Raw genomic sequence first — 19,726 nt, 5'->3', positions numbered from 1 at the left:
ATGCTAAACGGTTTAGCATCGTGTGTTCCTCTAGGTAAATGATAATTAGTCGGTCTTTTTTGTCGTCATAACGACTAAAACAGGAAGCACAATTAAGGTCAATAGCGTTGAGGTGATAATTCCCCCAACAATGACGGTTGCCAATGGCTTTTGAATTTCAGCACCAACGCCTGTAGACATCAGCATAGGTAATAACCCCATCGCGGTTGTCAGCGCCGTCATTAATACTGGGCGAAATCGTGAAAGTGCACCATGGATGGCCGCTTCTTGTATGCTAGTTCCACTTTTCATGCGTTGATTAATGCTATCGATGAGAACAACACCATTGAGCACGGCTATACCGAATAGGGTAATAAAACCAATAGCTGTTGGAACGGATAGAAATTGATCAAAAGCGTATAGAGACAACACGCCACCCGCTGTTGCTAAAGGTACATTCACTAAAATCAACAGTGTTTGTTTTAGTGATTGAAACGTAATGTACAATAAAACGGCGACCAGTAATATTGACACAGGAATGAGTATTTGCAGACGCTTCTGTGCGCGTTGCTGATTTTCAAATTGACCACCAATACTAAAACTGTAGCCTGCAGGTAAAAGATTACTCTGTTCGATGGTCTTTTTGATCTCGGAGACAACCGAGCCCATATCACGTCCTAACACGTTTGCTTGTATTACCACACGACGTTGTACGTCATCACGGCGGATCTGGATTGGACCTGTGGCATACGCAACCGTTGCTACATCTTTAACGCGAACCCAATAGCCGCTTGGTGTTTGTATTGGTAAGGCTTCAATTGCGGAAATTGAATTTCGAAATGATTTTTGGAGTCGAACTCGAATATCGAAGCGCGCGTTTCCTTCGAAAATTTGTCCCGTAGTTACCCCACCGATTCCTTTTTCAACAATATCCATTAAATCCTTAACGGCGAGCCCATAGTTCGAAAGTGCCGTACGATTCGGTTCAATGAGTAACTGCGCTTCCCCTCCCAATTGTTCAAGTGCTACGTCAGCCGTCCCTTCTATCGCTTTTATCCGCTGCTCAAGTTGGGTACCCAACAACTGCAATTTTCCTAAATCTTCTCCTGTGATTTTAATAGCAAGTTGTGATTTGACACCGGACAACAACTCGTCAACACGCGTTGCGATTGGTTGTGAAAAATTAAGTAATACGCCAGGAAATTGTTCCAACTGCTTCGCCATTTGTTGTTGAAGTAACTGTCTCGTAAGGCCTTTCGGCCAACTCTCATGCGGGGTTAACGATAAAAACACTTCGATATTGTTTACGGGTTCTGGATCGCCACCTATTTCAGCACGACCAATACGGCTGACGGCATAATCCACTTGCTCAAAGGCTAAAAGTACTTTCTCAAGCTTTGGAGCAAGCGTCAGCGCGGTGTCTAGGCTCGCCGAGGGGGCAAGGGTTACTCTTAGATTAATCGTGCCTTCTTCAAGTTCAGGGACAAACTCACTGCCAAGCTGAGGTATCACCAATAGTGTACTGAAAACGATCCCCAGCATGCCGACCAATATCCTCTTAGATGACCGGACAGCTGCACTTAGTAGACGTAGATAGCTTTTCTCCAACACATTCAGTAGAGGGTTTTGTCGTACAGTGGTTTTTCGCGATAATATTTGACTGGCAATAGCGGGAACAACGACGATAGCAACAAACATTGACGCTAATATTGCTAACATGATTGACACAGCCATAGGTTCGAATAGTTTTGCTTCAACACCTTCGAAACTAAATAGCGGTAGAAACACCACAAGGATGATACTTGAAGCGAAGAAAACAGGCTTTGCAACTTCACAAGCTGCTATGCGTATGGTTTCAGCAGTAGAACGCGAAGTAGATATCTGATTTTCTTTGAGTCTCTTAACCATGTTCTCGACCATTACCACCGATCCATCGACTAACATGCCGATAGCGATCGCGAGACCGCCGAGTGACATAAGGTTTGCAGAGAGCCCCAGTATCGTCATAACAAATAAAGCGAGCGCGATTGAGATTGGTATGGAGATTAGAACGAGCAAAGTCGCGCGTAAGTCCATTAAAAATAAGAGAAGTACGATAATGATAAATAGAAAGGCTAATAGCAAAGCGAAAACCACAGTATCGATGGCTTTTTTGACGAGTTGTGACTGGTCGTAAATAACCTGGAAAGTGACGCCTTTAGGTAACGCTTGATTTATTTGCTCGACGCGTTGATTTATCGCGTTGATTGTCTCGTTCGTGTTTGAGCCGAGACGTTTCAGAATAATCCCTGTGACGATTTCGCCTTTAGTAGTAACGCGTCGATTGTCATCTTTGACTGACATAGTAACCGCTCCTTGACGCTCTTCACCTGCAAACTTTACTAATGCGACATCCGCTACTTTTACAATACGGCCTTCACGGTATTTGACGGGTAACTGTGCAATATCTCGGATAGCAGACTCTGAGCGGATCCAACCAAATCCTCGGATCGCCAATTGTTCTTCTCCACGATTGAGATACCATCCACCCACATTAAGGTTATTTTCTTCGATTGCCGTTATCACGTCTTGCTGAGTAAGTCCAAACGCGTTGAGTTGTTCTGGATTTAGCTCCACACTTAATTGTTTCACTTCTCCACCAAACGACAATACATCGGTGACACCATCGATGGGCATTAGTAGTAATTTCACTACCCAGTCATTGAGGCTGCGAAGCGTCATATTATCGATACCACTATTTACGTCTGCATCTAGTCGGTATTGGTAGATTTGGCCAAGTCCTGAAGTATTCGGACCAATTTCAGAGGCGGATATTGTTCCTGGGAGTGAACCTCTGGCTTGTTCAAGCCGTTCGAAAACTAATTGCCGAGCAAAATAGATGTCGACATTTTCTTTGAATACGATAGTGACACCAGATAGACCGGTCTTTGAAATTGAACGGACAGATTCCACATCTGGCAGCGCATACATCACTGTTTCGATAGGGTAGGTGATGAGTTGCTCCACTTCCTCAGCTGCCAAACCTGGTGCCTCTGTGTTAACAGAGACTTGAACATTCGTGACATCAGGAAAAGCATCTAGATTGATTCTTGGGATGACGATTGCACAAGCAATGAGTAGGACGGCAAGTACTATGCACACGATCGCACGATTTGAAAGTGCCCATGAAATAATTCTATTAATCATCTTGCCTCCTAATGGTTATGCGTATCAAAACCAGCTTTAGCCAGTTCGGAGGCCAAGTAGAAAGCGCCTTTCACAACGACTTTTGAACCACTATTGATATCATCAATGGCGATCCCTCCTTCAAACTCGCCGAGACGTTTTACTTCAATGGGGACATATTCTCCAGATTCGTGCTCGATGAATACTTGCCAATCACCATCGCTTGAACGCACCAGAGCGCTTTCTGGTACCACACTCACATTTTGTCTATTTGCGGGAAGTTTGATTGTGACAAACATGCCTGGATGCAATAGATCGTTCTCATTTTTTACATTGAGTCGTACGACTCGTGAGCGAGTATCGGTGAGTGCAAAATGACTTTGTTGAGTGACCATAGCACCAAATTTCTGGCCCAATACCTGCACTTCGACTTGCGTACCGGGTAAGACGTTTAGCGTTTCTTGCAATGGCAGTTGCGCATCAACCCAAAGTGACGATTCGTCTGTAATAAAAAAGAGAGGAGTACCAGCGTCAACGCGTTGCCCACGAACAAATTCATCATTGATCACAACACCTGCTTGTTCTGCATTTAGGACATACTGGCCCATTTTATCCAATGGCATCGATGGCAAGGCATCGATTTGACCCTGATCGAGGCCGAACGCTAATAGTTTTCCGGTTGAGCGGCGAAAGTCAATGTTAATCAGCTGTTTATCTTTGTCACTGATGATACTGCTTCCTAAATTTTTTACACGCTGCCATTCTTGATATGCACTCAGATAATTCGCTTGTTCGTTTGCGATATCTGGACTGAATAGTGTAACGAGCTGAGTGCCTAGATTGACTATGTCGTTTTGTTTCACATGTCTTTGTATGACGATGGATTCGGTTCTAGGTGTAACAATGTAGCTTGCGTAGTTATTCGCTCGTACTTCACCCTGCAAAGTCAACAGTGAGGTGTGTGTTCTTGGTTTAATTTGTTGTATCTCAAGACCAATGTTGGCGACTTGCTGTGGCGTTAACTTGATAGTGTTTTCTTGGCGTTCATCGTCTAAATGAACAGCGTTGTTTGCCAAAACTGAAAAGTGCATAAGCATGGAAAATAACACGGCGACACGTGTCGACGCGGAGAAATTTAAATTCATAACGTTTACCTAGCATGGGGCAAACTCGGCTCATTTCATGGAGAAGGACACGGGAATTCCTACATGTAAAGGCAATGCTTTAGAAAACTATCTATCATTGCCGCTAAACGTATGTAGAACGTAACTGTATCCAAGTACCATAGCAGTCTAACCAACCCCAATTATGTTGAGCTGGATTAAAACCGAGCAGGCGAGTCTACCGAAAATTTTAATTTAAAAAGGTGATTGAAATTTAAATGCGCTAGGCAATGGGCGGTCTAAGCAAGGAGGCGTAATAGCCTTTGGATTGGTGTTTAATCCAGTTGAAAAGGTGTGTTGTCAGGCCGTCGTCAAGGCTAGGTGAGATAGCGCTGTTGACCCAACTAATATGGGAACCACTGCAATGGCCACAATGATGACAATCTTTAATGTGGTGGCCATCTGCTTCAGAATCAGAGTTTACCGTTTTTTTGGTATCAAAGAGATGGTCGTGCTCAGTTTGTAAATGACTTTCTGTTATTTGATGTACCGCATTCGAATCAGCCATAGCAGCGATACTCTGAAATGCCACTATGCACATCAAAAGTAACGAGGTAACTAAACGAAATAGAGTACTTGAAAACAAAATGACTACCATAAATTATTCTGCGTAGAAGGTATCAAATCTAAACGAGATTGTCATGCATTTGGTGACACAGTGAAAAAACAGTTTAGAGATGTGATGTTAGGAAGCCGTTTTGAATTTTAACGTGAAGCAGTTGCAATCACTCTGACGGTATGGAAGATTACGGATACAAATAGTTGCAAATAAAAAAGAGAAAAATGCTCCAGATTAGACCAGCAGAAATTGAAGATGTTTCTACGATTCTACATTTTATCAATGAGTTAGCGATATATGAAAAAGAGCCTGATGCAGTTTTCGCTACCGAAGAAAAACTCATCAATACCTTGTTTTGTGAAGGCGCAACGGCGCATGCAATTCTGTGCTTTGACGGCGACGAAGTCATCGGGTTTGCAGTGTACTTCTTTAACTATTCTACATGGCTTGGTAAAAACGGCCTTTACTTAGAAGATTTATTTGTGAGCCCATCCCACCGAGGAAAAGGGGCAGGCAAAGCCATTATGAAGTACTTGGCAAATCACGCGTTAGAACGTAAATGCGGTCGATTTGAATGGGTTGTACTGGATTGGAACAAGCCCGCAATTGATTTTTATGAAAGTATAGGTGCTCAGGCTCAAAGCGAATGGATTATCTATCGACTCACTGGACAAGCTTTAGTGGATTTTGCCAAAGCTGAATAATAAGGTTCAGTGCCAAAAGTGGCTAAATTAGTTCTTAGAAGGTGATAAGCTTTAGTTATCACCTTCAGGCTTTGTGCGACTATGTATACCAAAACTCAGTTTCAGACGGCGAGACAATCGCGAGACCCTCGTTTCGATGGGTTATTTTATGTTGCAGTGAAAAGTACCGGGATATACTGTCGTCCCATATGTCCTGCGCCGATGGCGAAAGAGCAAAATGTTGAATATTTTGAATTTGCACATCAAGCCGCACAAGCGGGTTTTAGGCCCTGCATACGTTGTCGACCTGACAGTGCCCCAGGAAGTTATGCTTGGCAGGGGACTGGGACAACCGCGAATCGAGCCAAAAAGCTGATTGATGAAGGCGCATTGAATGAGGGATCAACGACTGATCTTGCAGACCGTTTAGGAATTTCGGTTCGCCATTTGAACAAACTTTTTCAGCAGTACTTTGCAACGACACCTAAGTCCTATGCACTTTATAAGCAATGTGATTTCGCTAAGCAATTGTTACAGCAATCTCAGTTGAGCATCACAGACATTGCCTACGCGAGTGGGTTTTCATCAGTGCGCCGTTTCAATGACGCGTTTTCGAAGCTTTATCAACTCACGCCTTCTCATTTGCGAGCAAAAGGGTCGCAACCGATTACCACATCTATTCGATTATTTTTAACGTATCGACCGCCTTATAACTGGGTTGTGTTGCAACGCTTTCTGGCTGCTCGCTTAATTAAAGGCCTCGAATGGGTTTCGGATATCAGTTATGGGCGAACCTTTGAATTGCATGAGTATTATGGTCGTTTCACCGCAACCCTTAATGAAGAAAAGCATGGTTTCATGGTTGATATTGACATTAATGACGTCAAAGGTTTGCATGTTGTGGTGCAAAACATTAGGCGTGTACTCGATCTTGATGCGGATTGTTCAGTAATTGAGAATCTTCTGAAAGGGAAGGTTAGTGCTAACTTTGAGTTAGTGGAAGGACTTCGTTTGCCAGGTATTTGGAGCCCATTTGAAGCTGGGATAAGAGCTATTTTAGGGCAGCAAGTGTCGGTAAAAGCGGCTCGAACTTATGTACAAACACTTTATGATCAATTAGGTGTGCAAAGGGGGGATGTTAAAACCTTTCCAACCCCTAAGCGAGTCGCGACAAGTGAACTTGATTTTTTCAAGATGCCAGAAAGGCGAAAAGCATCGTTGAAGTTATTAGCTGACTATGAATGGCGGACACCTGCACGGGAACTTGAAGAATGGTTGGTGATTAAAGGAATAGGTCCATGGACAGTCCAATATGCGCAAATGAGAGGACAAAGCCATCCTGATATCTTTTTAGGTGGTGACTTAGGAGTCATTAAAGCGATGGGCAAGTGTGAACAGTTTAAGCAGGAAGATGCGGCGCCATTTCGCTCATATTTAACGTTTCAACTATGGAGTTTATTATGATCCTTACTGCTAAAATGCCATCGCCAATTGGTGAAATTACCTTACAAGCGACGGAAAATGGACTGTGTTATGTTGGTTTTCATCCGATATATGAAGAAGTAAAAGGTTCTAATAAGCATTTAATCCAAGGAATGACGGAATTAACAGAGTATTTCAATGGAAGAAGATTTGAGTTTGAGGTTAAGCTCGACGTAAAAGGGACAATTTTTCAGCGCTCCGTTTGGCAAATACTCAGTACCATTCCTTATGGCCTAACCTATAGCTATAGTTGGATAGCGAATAAACTAGATAACCCCAAGGCTGTTCGAGCGGTTGGGGCTGCCAACGGTAAAAACCCAATCAGTTTTATTGTGCCTTGTCATCGAATTATTGGTGCCAATGGGACCTTAACGGGGTATGCAGGTGGTATTAATGCCAAAGCTTGGTTACTTGAGCATGAAAGGGAACATTATCATTAAATTTCCCAGTATCATGTGCTTATCTCTCTATAAATACAGAATTGTGGCAAATAAGGATCGAAAAGTTAGCGATTTTTTACTATGCTTCACTTACTAACTATGCGAGAGCAAGCTTCTTCGAGACTCCATGAAATTTGTCGCTATCTGGGTGTTTAGCCTTTTTTGCTCAATAACGTGCTATGGTTCTGAAATTATCTTTTGCTACGAAGATAAAGCACTTCCCCCAATGTTTATGGGAGAAGGTTTTGACGTACCCAAAGAAGACCCAGGTGCAAGTATTGAGATTTTGCAAAAGATAACCATTGCTGACCCGCATATTCATTTTCAATTTGTAAGACGTCCTTGGAAACGTTGTTTAGCAGATCTTACTTTAAACAAAGTCGACGCGGTTATCGCCTCTTACCGAGAGGAACGTGAATCTTTTATGGTATTTCCTAAACGAGTGGATGGGCGTTTGCACACTCGTAAAGCAATTAGCCAATTTGGTTCTTGTTTAATCGTTAAAAAGACTCGTGTTAATCGTCTTCAAGGCACGGCAAGTGTCACGGTAGCCGTTCCAAATGGTTATTCCGTTTCATCTGTTTTAGCCGAACAAGGTTACCGAGTGATAAATACTTACTCGCAAAACGATGCTTACGATTTGGTGTTAAAAGGTGTTGTTGATGCAACGGTGGGGATTTGTGAAATCGGCCAAGAAAAAGTGATTGGCTTTTTGCACTCAGATAGCCTTGCTGCAAAGTATCCAGCATCTGAGATGAATTATGGATTTGTCGCGTTTTCAAAAGGATATGCAAAAGAGCATCCCTCTACTGTAAATGCGGTTTGGCAACATTTAGAAAAGATGCCGAGCACACCGCTCTATTTGAAATACATTATGAAAGGATTGGAAGACTGAGTTCTTTCGTTTTTTAGCTGTTGTTTGATATTATCCATTGGATTTTCTATAAGGTAATGACAATGGCACAGCTGTATTTTTATTATTCCGCGATGAACGCGGGCAAGTCGACAACCCTTCTGCAATCCGCATTCAATTATCGCGAAAGAGGTATGACGCCTTTTATTCTTACAGCAGCAATTGACAATCGCTCAGGAGTTGGAAAAGTAGCGAGTCGTATCGGTCTTGAAGCCGATGCACACGTTTATGAAAACGAAACCAACGTGCTTGCCTTAATTAGCGACGCACACCAAAAGCAAAAACTGGATTGTATTTTGGTCGATGAGTCGCAGTTTCTAACAAAAGATCAAGTGCTCCAATTGACTGACGTCGTTGACCATTTGGGTATTCCAGTTTTGTGTTATGGATTACGAACGGATTTTCGAGGCGAACTATTTTTAGGTGCTCAATATTTACTTGCGTGGGCAGATAAATTAATTGAATTGAAGACAATTTGTCATTGTGGACGCAAAGCAAACCATGTGTTGAGGTTAGACGAGCAGGGTCTTGCAGTTGCAGATGGCGCCCAAGTGGAAATAGGTGGCAATGACCGATACGTATCGGTATGTCGAGCACATTATAAAGAAGAGTTAGCGAAAGTCTGCTAACTCAATTTGTAAAATTGGTCATTTCGGCCCAAGATTACTTTAGTGTGCAAATGCGATTCTATGAATTAATCATCGTTATTTGCTCTCGTAAGAACAGACAAACATTCTAAAAAATGTGAGTATCTGGCCGAAATGATAGACAAAGATGCGCCTTTAAGTTTCTTTCAGAAAGAATCTGACGAACATGAGAGTCATGACGAACGAGCATGGCCAGTACTTATCGTCGATGATGATGAGCAGGTGCATATTCTATCTAAATTAGTCCTCAATAATTTCATGTATCATGGAAAAAAACTTGCAATACTCCATGCCTACAGCGGCGACGAAGCTTTATCTATCCTTCGAGACAAACCAAGCGTAGCGCTCGTTCTTCTCGACGTCATCATGGAAACAAACGATGCGGGACTTCGATGTGCAGAGCAAATTCGTAATACCTTGATGAATGATACTGTGCAAATTGTGCTGCGGACCGGACAGCCAGGGGATGTCCCTGAACAGGTTGTTATGCAGCAGTACGATATCAATGATTACAAATGCAAGACAGAACTGACGAAAGAACGGTTGTTCTCGACGGTTACGGCTGCATTGAGGGCATTTGAACATGTCTCAAAACTCAAGCATTTATCTGATGAACTTGCGCTACTTAATCAAAGTTTGGAGTTGAAAGTAGAACAACGCACCGCCGAGCTAAAAGCGTCCAATGATGAACTTGTTGATGCAATGGCTGAAATCGAACGCCAGCAATTTGCGCTTGTTCAGGCTGAAAAACTTGCCTCACTCGGTCAATTGGCTGCAGGTGTTGCACATGAAATTAATAATCCACTTGGTTTTCTATTTTCTAACCTTGAATTTTTAGAGTCTTATCTTGGCAAGTGGCAATCAATGTGGAAAGACACAGTAAATGCTTCGATTTCAAATGAAGAACAGTATCTTCAGCAGCTCGAGGTTTTGAAAAAGAATTACCAACTTGATTGGGTCTTCGACGACGCGAATGACTTAATGGGGGATGTCAAACTTGGCCTCAATCGCATTCAGGCGATAGTGAAAGATTTAGGTGTATTTACGGCACAAGAGGTACAAGCTGTCGAAGACGTTAATTTATCCAAAATGATTCAGCTTGCTTTGGAAAAGTCACAGGAAATAAAACCGCATTGTTGTGTTGTTGAAACTCAAATTCCAGAAGATTTTTTTGATCCGATGTATTGGTTGCCAAATAGGTACAGCAATAACTAATGTAATTAAGAATGCGTATGAAGCGGTTGTAGACAAAGCGGAAGGTAAAGTGCTCATCTCAATTAAACCTTTAGATAAAGACAGCTTAGAAATTCTAATTGAAGACAACGGCAGGGGAGTCGAACCTGATATTTTAAATCGCATATTTGACCCGTTCTTTACCACTAAACCGATTGGCTCGGGTACAGGTCTTGGGCTCAGCATCGCGATAGCGATTATTAAAAGCCATTTTGGCGATATGTATGTAGAGTCTCAGCTCGGTTTGCATACTCGAGTACACATTGTGCTTCCAGTAGGCAAACCTCATTGATAAATTCAGCACGCCTTTGACAATGCGCACTCGATTAAACGACAAATTACTTTGAGTTACTAAAAGCGTATTTTATCGAGTCCGATTCCCCTGAGCGTTTTAATCCAAACAACCATCGAAATATTTGCACGCGTTTCACGATTTCAAATCCTATTGCACAACCAGCCAGAGTGGACACAAGTAAAAGCGGAAACTCGATGATAGGATGGAATAAATATGGCTTAAGCCACCAAGCGAACACGACGATGAGCGTTTGATGGAGAATGTAATATGGCAAGATAGCTTCATTCAAATAACGTAACACAGGACTGGGTCGATTTAGCCAATATCCAGCATATCCCACCACGGCAAACATAAATCCCCAATGGTTCATCGAAAATAGGTAGCCATATAAGATCTTTACCACATCATTGGTTTTATACATCTCAGCAAGAGAGGCAAACATCCCATGTCTATCCAATAAAATAAACATGTAACTAGTTACGGCCAGCATTAAAAATAGACGTCGTTTTTCAATGAGTTTTGACCACCAAATAATGTGTCGAGGAAAAAAGTACCCAAGAATAAAGGCACCAAAATATTTAGCATGATTGTACCAGTCACCTACCAACGCGTTTGATGGAGGATACGACTCCCTTAGAAAGTACCAACTTAAGACAATCGATGTCATTGTGAGAATAACAAACGATCTCGCTGAAATATTCGAAAACCACTTTGCATTTGCTATGTCCAATAGTATCGGGTGAAGCACAATAACAATGGCGCTATAAAGCCATAAATAAGGTAAAAACCAGAGATGATTCCACGTAAGAAGCCCTATAGGGGAGTGATGTTTAGTCAGCAATGTTGTTTTAGGATTGATGTATTGACTCCAAAAAGAGAGAAAGCCTGGCTCTATGAGCTGTTGGCTAAGTGCTTCGACGTAAACCTGGGGGGCGACAATGGTAAACATACCGAAAATGAGCGGAATTAATAAGCGTTTACTTCGAATCAGGAGCAAGTCTTGAGCATGATAACGTTTTAAAACGAGCGACAAGGCAACAGCGCTAATAAAAAACAGCAACGACATTCGCCAAGGATTTGTTAACACCATAACATCTTGTAGCCAGACGTAAGTCGTGTCACTTTTAATATGCCATCCCCAATCAGCAACGTAGTACATGCCGATGTGATATAGAATTAGGACGCCTAAAGCGATTGTACGTATCCAATCAATATCATAACGACGAAGATTAAGGTTGTTTTCCATAGCCAGCTCCAGTTATATTTTTCTCAAGTGTGACGTGACACGTCCAAAAAAATACGCATAAGTGTTTGTTCTGACTTGTTTTAGGGATTAGCGGTGGATATTGGGGATAAAAAAAATACTTGGTTTGAACGTCTAGACCAACATCAACGTTTTTATGGTTATATATGCTTGGCAATCTACCTTTTCATCAATAATTCCATCAATGCGTCAACGCAATGGATGGAGTTTACTCGACATGGCAATCCGAGTATTTCGTTGTGGGAGCCGATTGTTTGGGAATACTCCAGTGCGTTGAGCACATTTTGCTTAATGCCGTTGTTGTTTTGGTTTTTTCGAACATTTCCACCTCGTTTTAGTTATATTCGCAAACAGATTTTAGTTCATTTAGTAGGAACGATTGTGTTCAGTTTAGGCCATATTGCTTTAATGGTTTTAATTCGCCATTTAGTCTATTTAGTGGCAGGTGGACTATATGATTTTGGTGATTGGATGAGAGAAGGATGGTACGAATACCGCAAAGATGCATGGGGCTATGTTTCTTTGTATGTTGTATATCATCTTGTGCGATTTGGTTTTTCTAGGGTGAAAGGAGAAGCAGTTCCTATCACTAGTGAACAAGCTCCAGATGGTAATTCAGTAGTGCCTTATCCGGAACATTTCTTGGTTAGAAAACTGGATAAAGAGTTTTTGGTTAAAGTTGCCGAAATTGAATGGCTCGAATCATCAGGTAACTACGTCAACCTACACAGTAATGGCCGTGTATATCCGCTTCGAGGCACTTTATCTAATGTGTCACAGAGGCTTAAAGCTGCAGGTTTTAGCCGCATTCACCGTAGCTATAGCGTAAATCATCATGCTATTGAAAGCATTCAATATCAGGCAAGTGGAGATGGAGAGATTAAACTAAAGGCCGGAACTCATTTACCTTTATCAAGGCGATACAAAGATGAGTTTAAACGTAGCTTTAGTTGAGTTGATTCTCGAAGTAACGATATCCAATAGGTAGAGTTGATTTTATTGTTCCTAATTGAGGTTTGTGGTAATTTGAAGCGTTATTAGCATCTTATTGATGTAGTTAGCAAAAGATAAATTATTTCATCAAAACATGGAGATTTAGTATGAAAAAACTGCTCGTTTTAGGCTTTAGTTTGCTATTTTCATTTTACGTACAAGCGCAAGATGCGCGACGCGAAGCAGTAGAATCGCTACTCACTTCAATGCAAATGGATTCAATGATGGAATCAATGTATAACCAGATGCAGCAATCTATAGTGAAAAATTCACCCAAACTAGGTAAAACGCCAGAAGAACAAGCGTTATTTGATGAACACACGAAGCAACTTTTTGATGTAATGCGTACGGAAATGAGTATGGATAAAATGCGAGCAGACATTATTGATGTTTATTTAAAGCATTACACTGAAAAGGAAATTTCGGATATGTTAGCATTTTATGAGTCTGAGTCTGGACGTTCCATGCTAACGAAAATGCCTCAGGTAATGTCGGATACAATGCAAGTTTCTATGAAGATGGTTCAAAGTTTCTTACCAAAAATTCAGGAGTTGAGTCAGGAATTTAATGAGAAACTTGAAGTAAAGCGAGCAGAAAAAGCAAATACACAAGCGACTAATAAAAACTAATCATACTTGTTAAATATGTGCCTTAAGCCTTTTGTTTGTTGTGTGGCACGATTTTTTGATCAATTATGGTGTTTAGCTTTGTAAAGGTGCTGGCTCTTTGTGAAGAGCCAGTCTTATCCATCTTAACAGGCAGTTGGAACATCAAATCAATTCGAACTGATAAAATGGACTTCGTCCTTTTGATGAGGCTGCGCTGACCAATTCCAAGCGACAAATCGACTTTGTTTACTCCCTTGTTCCATATCGACAACTTTCCAATTGGTGACGCCCAAATCTTTTGCGTGTTTTTCAAGAGAGTTTAAATTATCGGATTTTGACACGAGACTCGTAAACCAATTTACCTGTTCCGAATATTGCTGGCTTTCACTGATCATGTTTTTAATAAACGTCAGTTCACCCCCTTCGCACCACAATTCCGGTGCATGACCACCAAAATTGAGATTCGATTGAGTCTTTCCTTTTAAGTTACGCCACTTTCGTTCTGTGCCCGCTTGTGCTTCTTGTGCTGAAGTGTGAAAAGGGAAAGGAAGGGGTAAATTATTCATAGTGTATTAAATCTAAGAACTTGGATTCTCGTGAAAGAAAGTTGAAAAAAGTTTCAATTTATAAGAAAATCGACGATGAACGGTGTGCTTAGTCACTAGGAACGTTTCTTGGTTTTGAAGCACTATAGAGCGCTTTTAGTTAGGGTCTCCGAATTTGAAAGCTTCAAATCCAGCACGGAACATTTTCAAATCCGAACGTAACGACCCTTAGTCAACGTTATGATGCCTAATATGGCATAGCGCAACAAAACACCCTAGCTCATCACAGTAATGGAGTTGATCATCATGTAAATTAAACGATTGTTAATCAGCAATGAGGAGTTCGATCTTTTAGATGGCAATAGGTAGTAGTTACTCATTTATGGAAGGAGGTTACTAATTTAAAAGTAAACTAGCAGCTTTATTTAAGGTGTGGTTTCTTGAATGGAAAATATTTAATATATTGCACGAATTTTGGTTTTAAAGTTTCACTATTGTATTTCGCCACTTGCGGAATGAGCTCTAAAGTTGTGATGTAATATTAATATCATATAAAATTTCAAATAATAACTTGAAAACGCCCTAGGAAATATTTTACATTTGTAACCGGTCGTTTGATTGATGGACATGGATTAGTTCGTTGTTAAAGTTTATAAAAAGGATCTAACTTGACAATTGATGGCTGTAATTCATTTCTAAACCTTTCCTTTAAAAGCTTATTTTATCGGTCAAGGGTCAATCTTCCGAGCATGGATAATGCAAGTCTTTTTTGCTTGCAATGATGGAAATTATACCTATTGGATAAGGAAGAAACATGTCATCTATTACCGAGCTTAAAGAACAAGTAAATACAAAAACTACCAATTTTGTTTTGTTGTCAATTGCTACAGCAGGAATTTACTTAATTCTTTGGCTATTCAAAAATTCGAAAATAATAGCGTCTATTACAAAAAAAGAACTCGTAGACGATAACTATCCAATTTATATTGCTGTATGTGTTGGGCTTGGTGGTACTTTTCAAGGTTCTGGTGTTGCTGCTGTAGATGCTGTGGCGGGATTACTCTCAATTTCGAGCGCAGTGCTTTATATCTTGTGGGCATTTAGGGCTAAAACGGCATTACAGGAATATGCAACAAACGAGTATAAAATAGACCTTCGTATGAATGGGTTTTATACGTTCCTGTTTAATGTTTATTATATTAACTATTGTATTAACGATTTGGCTGAGATTCAAAGTAAACAAAATGTTGTTTCTTCAAGTCAGACAGAATCAGTCCAAAGTTAAATATAATAATGGTATAGGAAGTGAATGCTTCCTATACCTAGGATACTTAATATAAAATATTGCTACCAATTCCAAGCGACAAATCGACTTTGTTTACTCCCTTGTTCCATATCGACAACTTTCCAATTGGTGACGCCCAAATCTTTTGCGTGTTTTTCAAGAGAGTTTAAATGATCGGATTTTGACACGAGACTCGTAAACCAATTTACCTGTTCCGAATATTGCTGGCTTTCACTGATCATGTTTTTAATAAACGTCAGTTCACCCCCTTCGCACCACAATTCCGGTGCATGACCACCAAAATTGAGATTCGATTGAGTCTTTCCTTTTAAGTTACGCCACTTTCGTTCTGTGCCCGCTTGTGCTTCTTGTGCTGAAGCGTGAAACGGCGGGTTGCACATAGTAAATGTAAACTGCTCACCAGGTTTAATAATATTATCGAACATCATTTCGCCATTTGGTTGATGTCGGAATTTCAGGCCAAGGTTATTAAACTCAGACCATTGTTTCGCTAACTTTAGTGCGTCTTTATTAATGTCAGAACCGACAAATTGCCAGCTATAGCATTTTAGTCCCAAAATAGGATAAATAGCGGAAGCACCAGTCCCAATATCCAGCCCTTTGACCTTATCGTGAGAATGAAAATCAGGTTGTATTTCTAGAAATTCGGCTAAATGATGAATGTAGTCTACACGTCCTGGGATGGGAGGACACAAAAATGGGTTTGGCACAGTCCAAAAATCTATCCCATAATGCAACTTAAGTAAGGCTTGGTTAAGCGTAATAACTGCTGTTTGATTTGAGAAATCAATGCTTTGCTGTCCTCTTTGAGTAATTACGATATGATTGGACAATGCAGGGTATACGGAAACGAGTTGCTTAAAATCGTAGCCTTGGCGATGAATATTTCGAGTATGCACAGTTCTTCGTGTTATAGGCAAAAGCTAAGTATACTTTAAACCTAGCTAACAAACATAATCTATTCCATCATGCTGTGCTTTCTATCTTTGGAAACTCAAAGTAAATGAGGATGTTAAGCTCTATTCGGTGGGCAACGCATAGTACAAGTACTTTGATTGATAAATAACATAGGAATCAACATGAATAGTCAGGAATATACAATCAAAACCATGTCATTAGATGATCTTAAACTGGCATCAAACTGGGCCGAACTTGAAGGCTGGAATCCGGGCAAATTTGATGCTGAATGTTACTATAGAGCCGATCCAAATGGGTTCCTGATGGGGTATTTAGGCGACGAGCCTATTGCTAGTATTTCGGTGGTTAACTATGGCAATGAGTTTGGTTTTTTGGGGTTTTACATTGTAAAACCTGAATATCGTGGAAAAGGTTTTGGTTATAAACTTTGGCAAGCAGGTATGAACTATCTTTCAGGGATCAATGTTGGATTAGACGGTGTTGTGGCACAGCAAGATAATTACAAAAAATCGGGATTTAAATTCGCCTATCAAAATATTCGTTTTGAAGGTTCTGTCGTCGCACCGAAATCAATTTCGGGAGAGGTTTGTGACCTTATCGACGTTGCATTCGATAAAGTGGCACAGTTTGAAACTGCCTTTTTCCCAGTTGAACGTAAAGAATTTTTGAAAAACTGGATTGAACATCCTGAGCATATTGCGTTTGGATACCTCATCGAAGGTAAACTGAAAGGGTATGCCGTTGCTCGATATTGCGAAAAGGGTGTTAAGGTCGGGCCACTATTCGCCGATAAAATAGAGTACGCGCAAGCACTTTTTGACGCAGTTCAGTCTCGTTTACGGGAAGGTGATACTATATATCTCGATGTTCCTGCAATTAACGAACAGGCGTTAGCATTAGTGGATAATTATGCGATGAAGCCCTGTTTTGAAACTGCACGTATGTACACAGGTAACATTCCTAAACTTGATGTTAGAAGAATCTTTGGTATTACGTCTTTTGAAATTGGATAGGAGGAAACAAGCCTAAGTATTTCATAAACGGCGAGCTGGGTTGCCGTGATTGCTGTCGATAGTCTTAGCTGGTACGATGAGTTTGATTTTACAAAAATAAAAGACATCAGGATGATCAAACAAGAATCGATATTGCTTCCATTTGGTGGTGCAAAACTGCATTTACGTCGAATTTACGATGATGAAAACACAGGTGAACCGGTGTTTTTCATGCACGGAGCTGTCGAAAATGGCAAAATTTTTTATACGGAATCCAACAAAGGGTTGGCGCCATTTCTGGCTGAGCATGGCTATGATTGTTACGTTGCCGATCTGCGAGGTCGCGGAAAGAGTATCCCTAATATTGGCCCAGGTCATAGCTACGGACAGACTGAAGCTATCCTAGAAGACATTCCGACTATGTTGGAAGGAATAAAGGGACTCAGGGGTAAATATCCTCGCTTTTGGGTCGCCCATTCTTGGGGCGGTGTGTTGATGAACAGTTATTTCGCGCGCTTTCCAGAGATGATTTCACACGTTGATGCCTGTGTATATTTTGGCTCTAAACGCAGCCTTTATAACCGACACCCGCAAAAGTTTATACAGGGAAATCTGATTTGGTATGGTCTAGCACCTATTTTAGCTAAGAAACATGGATACCTACCTGCACGAAAGTTAAAGTGGGGAAGCGATGAAGAAACAGTAAAGTCACATCGCCAAAGTATGGAATGGGCGAAAATTAAACCTTGGGTAGATTCAGATGATAACTTTGATTATGCCAAGACGCTTTCCAAGATGGCACTACCGCCAATTTTGCATATTGCAGGTGTTAAGGACAAAGCATTGGCACAACCAATCGACATTAAAAAATTTATGGAAGAGTCGGGTTTAGGCACACAGGAAATTAGGATTTTTGGCAAACGTTTTGGCCATAAATGCAATTATGACCACATTAATATGCTTACGCACCCGAATGCACGTCTCGATCAATTTCAAGACGCGTTATTCTGGTTCCAATCCCATCTTAAAAATAGGTCTCTGTAATCGCTTTGCCAACCCGTAGAGTTAATTAGATAATTGAATTTACGGGCTTACTGATTCCTGGTTTAAAAGGCCCTCAAAATCTTTTTGGTATTTTTTCCAAGCCTCAATAGGCGCTTTTGTTAAGGGTTGGCGTACTTGTGACTTACTCAATGTATGGACCAATCGTTTCCCTTTATAGTAGTTCATGCATTCAGGGTCATAATACTGATCTAAAAAGTTGAGTGTACTTTTAATGGTTTTTTCCGGTTCAGCTAAGAGCGTTTCATAGCTGACCGTGTGAATATGGCGACCAATACATTGCTTGAAATGTGTCATCAGTTCTTCTTCTGCTTGAGCATAAATTTGGTATTCCCTTGCAGAGCAAAAATAAGGTTCATCGTGTTCAAAATAATTAGAATACACGGACCATGCATTCGCATTAAACTCTCGAGTGACATGAATAAAGCGCGCATCAGGAAATAATTTACGGATCACCCCAATAGATTGAAAATTCGAAGGAAGCTTGTTAATGACGTAAGGCGCTTCAATTCGCGCGTTACGAATTTCATTGGTATAAATCTCTCGTCCGTAATCAAGGACATGGGTACTCAAACGGTGCAGACATTCTGGAAAAGGTGCTTCGACGCGTTTTTCTAAATAGCTTACAACCTTGTCACTTATTGCCGTATTTTCACCTAAAGAGTCGATGTTTTCGTGTTGGATCAGCATTTGCTCAAGCAAAGTAGAGCCTGTACGTGGTAAACCTACAATAAACACAGGCGTAAATGTCGCAGTAACTTTATCGAGAGATTGGTTAAAAAAATCACTGCCACATACCGATTTTATCGAACCAAAAAATGGAAGCATGTCTTCGGTTTGGAAGTGACATTGAGTGTACTGAGCCTCATTTGCCAATTTATAATGTAAAAATGCAGACTTGAAATCTTCACTCCGGTGATAACAGTTGGCTAAAGCATAGTGGATTACAACTTCGAGTCTTTTGTTATCATATTGATTAAGTAACTCACTCAGACTTTTAATATGATCTACTAAATTTTGTCTGTCGTCTAATTTTGACAATTCAAACAACATAAACGCCGAAACAGGTCCGGTTGGGCATTTGAGCCCCGCAGTAAAGGTGTTCTTGGCTTCAGAGATGAAACCATGATTTAAATAGAATTGCCCGAGATAATAGTGGGCATGAGCATTATGTTTGGCAATGCTAAGTGTGTACTCGAGTACAGTTTTGGCATCCACAGCAGAACCAACCGCAAGAAATGCATCACCTAAAGCGAATAGGGGATCGAGCATCTTGGGTAAGTGGTTACACGCACGCTTTAAAAAATAAATTGCATGATCATATTGTTCTAATCGCATCGCGATTCGACCAAGTCCAAAAAGAGCAGGGCCGTTGTCGGGTACTTCCTTGAGCACCGCTTTAAACATAAATTCCGCTTCTTTTAACTTATTTTCAGCTAGGAGTTCATTCGCTCTTTGTAGCAACAGCATGGTCGTTCG

Annotated in this window: 19 protein-coding genes; 12 read left to right on the top strand and 7 right to left on the bottom strand. The window is 40.9% G+C overall.

From position 1 onward, the window contains the following. Window positions 1-45: 45 nt before the first annotated feature. The 3 genes from NI389_RS20960 to NI389_RS20950 form a co-directional block, all read right to left on the bottom strand. The gene (locus tag NI389_RS20960) at window positions 46-3,165 is read right to left on the bottom strand and encodes an efflux RND transporter permease subunit (protein WP_308362627.1); all 3,120 of its coding nucleotides are present in this window, start codon (window positions 3,163-3,165) and stop codon (window positions 46-48) included. Between the two features lie 8 nt (window positions 3,166-3,173). After that, complete coding sequence (locus NI389_RS20955) at window positions 3,174-4,289, bottom strand: efflux RND transporter periplasmic adaptor subunit (RefSeq protein ID WP_308362626.1); 1,116 nt, start codon at window positions 4,287-4,289, stop codon at window positions 3,174-3,176. A 241-nt stretch (window positions 4,290-4,530) separates the two neighbouring features. Next, complete coding sequence (locus NI389_RS20950) at window positions 4,531-4,815, bottom strand: hypothetical protein (RefSeq protein ID WP_308362625.1); 285 nt, start codon at window positions 4,813-4,815, stop codon at window positions 4,531-4,533. A gap of 275 nt (window positions 4,816-5,090) precedes the next feature. Between NI389_RS20950 and NI389_RS20945 the strand changes: the two genes are divergently transcribed. The 7 genes from NI389_RS20945 (at window position 5,091) to NI389_RS20915 (ending at window position 10,556) form a co-directional block, all read left to right on the top strand. Next, a complete protein-coding gene (locus tag NI389_RS20945) occupies window positions 5,091-5,570 on the top strand; it encodes a GNAT family N-acetyltransferase (RefSeq protein WP_308362624.1) in 480 nt (159 codons plus the stop codon). An 81-nt stretch (window positions 5,571-5,651) separates the two neighbouring features. Then, window positions 5,652-7,013 carry a DNA-3-methyladenine glycosylase 2 family protein gene (locus NI389_RS20940; protein WP_308362623.1) on the top strand — a complete coding sequence of 454 codons (1,362 nt, stop codon included), beginning with the start codon at window positions 5,652-5,654 and terminating at the stop codon, window positions 7,011-7,013. After that, entirely contained in the window at window positions 7,010-7,471 is a 462-nt protein-coding gene (locus NI389_RS20935; protein WP_308362622.1) for a methylated-DNA--[protein]-cysteine S-methyltransferase, read from the top strand. The genes NI389_RS20940 and NI389_RS20935 overlap by 4 nt, the downstream gene beginning before the upstream one ends. A gap of 127 nt (window positions 7,472-7,598) precedes the next feature. After that, entirely contained in the window at window positions 7,599-8,366 is a 768-nt protein-coding gene (locus NI389_RS20930) for a substrate-binding periplasmic protein (protein ID WP_308362621.1), read from the top strand. Between the two features lie 62 nt (window positions 8,367-8,428). After that, window positions 8,429-9,013: a thymidine kinase gene (locus NI389_RS20925; protein ID WP_308362620.1), complete on the top strand. Its 585-nt coding sequence runs from the start codon at window positions 8,429-8,431 to the stop codon at window positions 9,011-9,013. Between the two features lie 132 nt (window positions 9,014-9,145). Continuing rightward, a complete protein-coding gene (locus tag NI389_RS20920) occupies window positions 9,146-10,246 on the top strand; it encodes a response regulator (RefSeq protein ID WP_308363472.1) in 1,101 nt (366 codons plus the stop codon). Continuing rightward, complete coding sequence (locus NI389_RS20915; RefSeq protein ID WP_308363471.1) at window positions 10,203-10,556, top strand: sensor histidine kinase; 354 nt, start codon at window positions 10,203-10,205, stop codon at window positions 10,554-10,556. Before NI389_RS20920 ends, NI389_RS20915 begins: the two co-directional genes overlap by 44 nt. Window positions 10,557-10,602: 46 nt before the next feature. Here the strand turns inward: NI389_RS20915 and NI389_RS20910 are convergent, their stop codons facing one another. After that, window positions 10,603-11,805 (bottom strand): acyltransferase family protein, encoded by a 1,203-nt coding sequence (locus tag NI389_RS20910; RefSeq protein ID WP_308363470.1) that lies wholly within the window; start codon window positions 11,803-11,805, stop codon window positions 10,603-10,605. 93 nt (window positions 11,806-11,898) lie between these two features. Here NI389_RS20910 and NI389_RS20905 point away from each other — a divergent pair, with 93 nt between their 5' ends. Further along, the gene (locus NI389_RS20905) at window positions 11,899-12,777 is read left to right on the top strand and encodes a LytR/AlgR family response regulator transcription factor (RefSeq protein ID WP_308363468.1); all 879 of its coding nucleotides are present in this window, start codon (window positions 11,899-11,901) and stop codon (window positions 12,775-12,777) included. Between the two features lie 146 nt (window positions 12,778-12,923). Continuing rightward, a complete protein-coding gene (locus NI389_RS20900; RefSeq protein WP_308363467.1) occupies window positions 12,924-13,445 on the top strand; it encodes a DUF2059 domain-containing protein in 522 nt (173 codons plus the stop codon). 146 nt (window positions 13,446-13,591) lie between these two features. Here the strand turns inward: NI389_RS20900 and NI389_RS20895 are convergent, their stop codons facing one another. Beyond that, a complete protein-coding gene (locus NI389_RS20895; protein WP_308362614.1) occupies window positions 13,592-13,990 on the bottom strand; it encodes an RlmF-related methyltransferase in 399 nt (132 codons plus the stop codon). Window positions 13,991-14,783: 793 nt separating this feature from the next. Here NI389_RS20895 and NI389_RS20890 point away from each other — a divergent pair. Further along, window positions 14,784-15,254 carry a hypothetical protein gene (locus NI389_RS20890; RefSeq protein WP_308362613.1) on the top strand — a complete coding sequence of 157 codons (471 nt, stop codon included), beginning with the start codon at window positions 14,784-14,786 and terminating at the stop codon, window positions 15,252-15,254. A gap of 62 nt (window positions 15,255-15,316) precedes the next feature. On the opposite strand, the gene rlmF is transcribed toward NI389_RS20890, so the two are convergent. Next, window positions 15,317-16,174: a 23S rRNA (adenine(1618)-N(6))-methyltransferase RlmF gene (gene rlmF / locus NI389_RS20885; protein WP_308362612.1), complete on the bottom strand. Its 858-nt coding sequence runs from the start codon at window positions 16,172-16,174 to the stop codon at window positions 15,317-15,319. A gap of 180 nt (window positions 16,175-16,354) precedes the next feature. On the opposite strand from rlmF, the gene NI389_RS20880 reads away from it, so the two are divergent. Together NI389_RS20880 and NI389_RS20875 are read left to right on the top strand one after the other, a co-directional pair. Further along, window positions 16,355-17,206, top strand: coding sequence for a GNAT family N-acetyltransferase (locus NI389_RS20880; RefSeq protein WP_308363466.1), 852 nt, complete (start codon window positions 16,355-16,357; stop codon window positions 17,204-17,206). Window positions 17,207-17,317: 111 nt separating this feature from the next. Further along, complete coding sequence (locus NI389_RS20875; protein WP_308363465.1) at window positions 17,318-18,229, top strand: alpha/beta fold hydrolase; 912 nt, start codon at window positions 17,318-17,320, stop codon at window positions 18,227-18,229. Between the two features lie 39 nt (window positions 18,230-18,268). On the opposite strand, the gene NI389_RS20870 is transcribed toward NI389_RS20875, so the two are convergent. Continuing rightward, complete coding sequence (locus NI389_RS20870; RefSeq protein ID WP_308363464.1) at window positions 18,269-19,717, bottom strand: tetratricopeptide repeat-containing sulfotransferase family protein; 1,449 nt, start codon at window positions 19,715-19,717, stop codon at window positions 18,269-18,271. Window positions 19,718-19,726: the final 9 nt, after the last annotated feature.

Origin of the sequence: Pseudoalteromonas xiamenensis, from assembly GCF_030994125.1 — a bacterium.
Lineage (GTDB): Bacteria > Pseudomonadota > Gammaproteobacteria > Enterobacterales > Alteromonadaceae > Pseudoalteromonas > Pseudoalteromonas xiamenensis_B.
The sequence above is the reverse complement of the archived record's forward strand: the minus strand, read 5'-3'. Positions and strand labels throughout refer to the sequence as shown.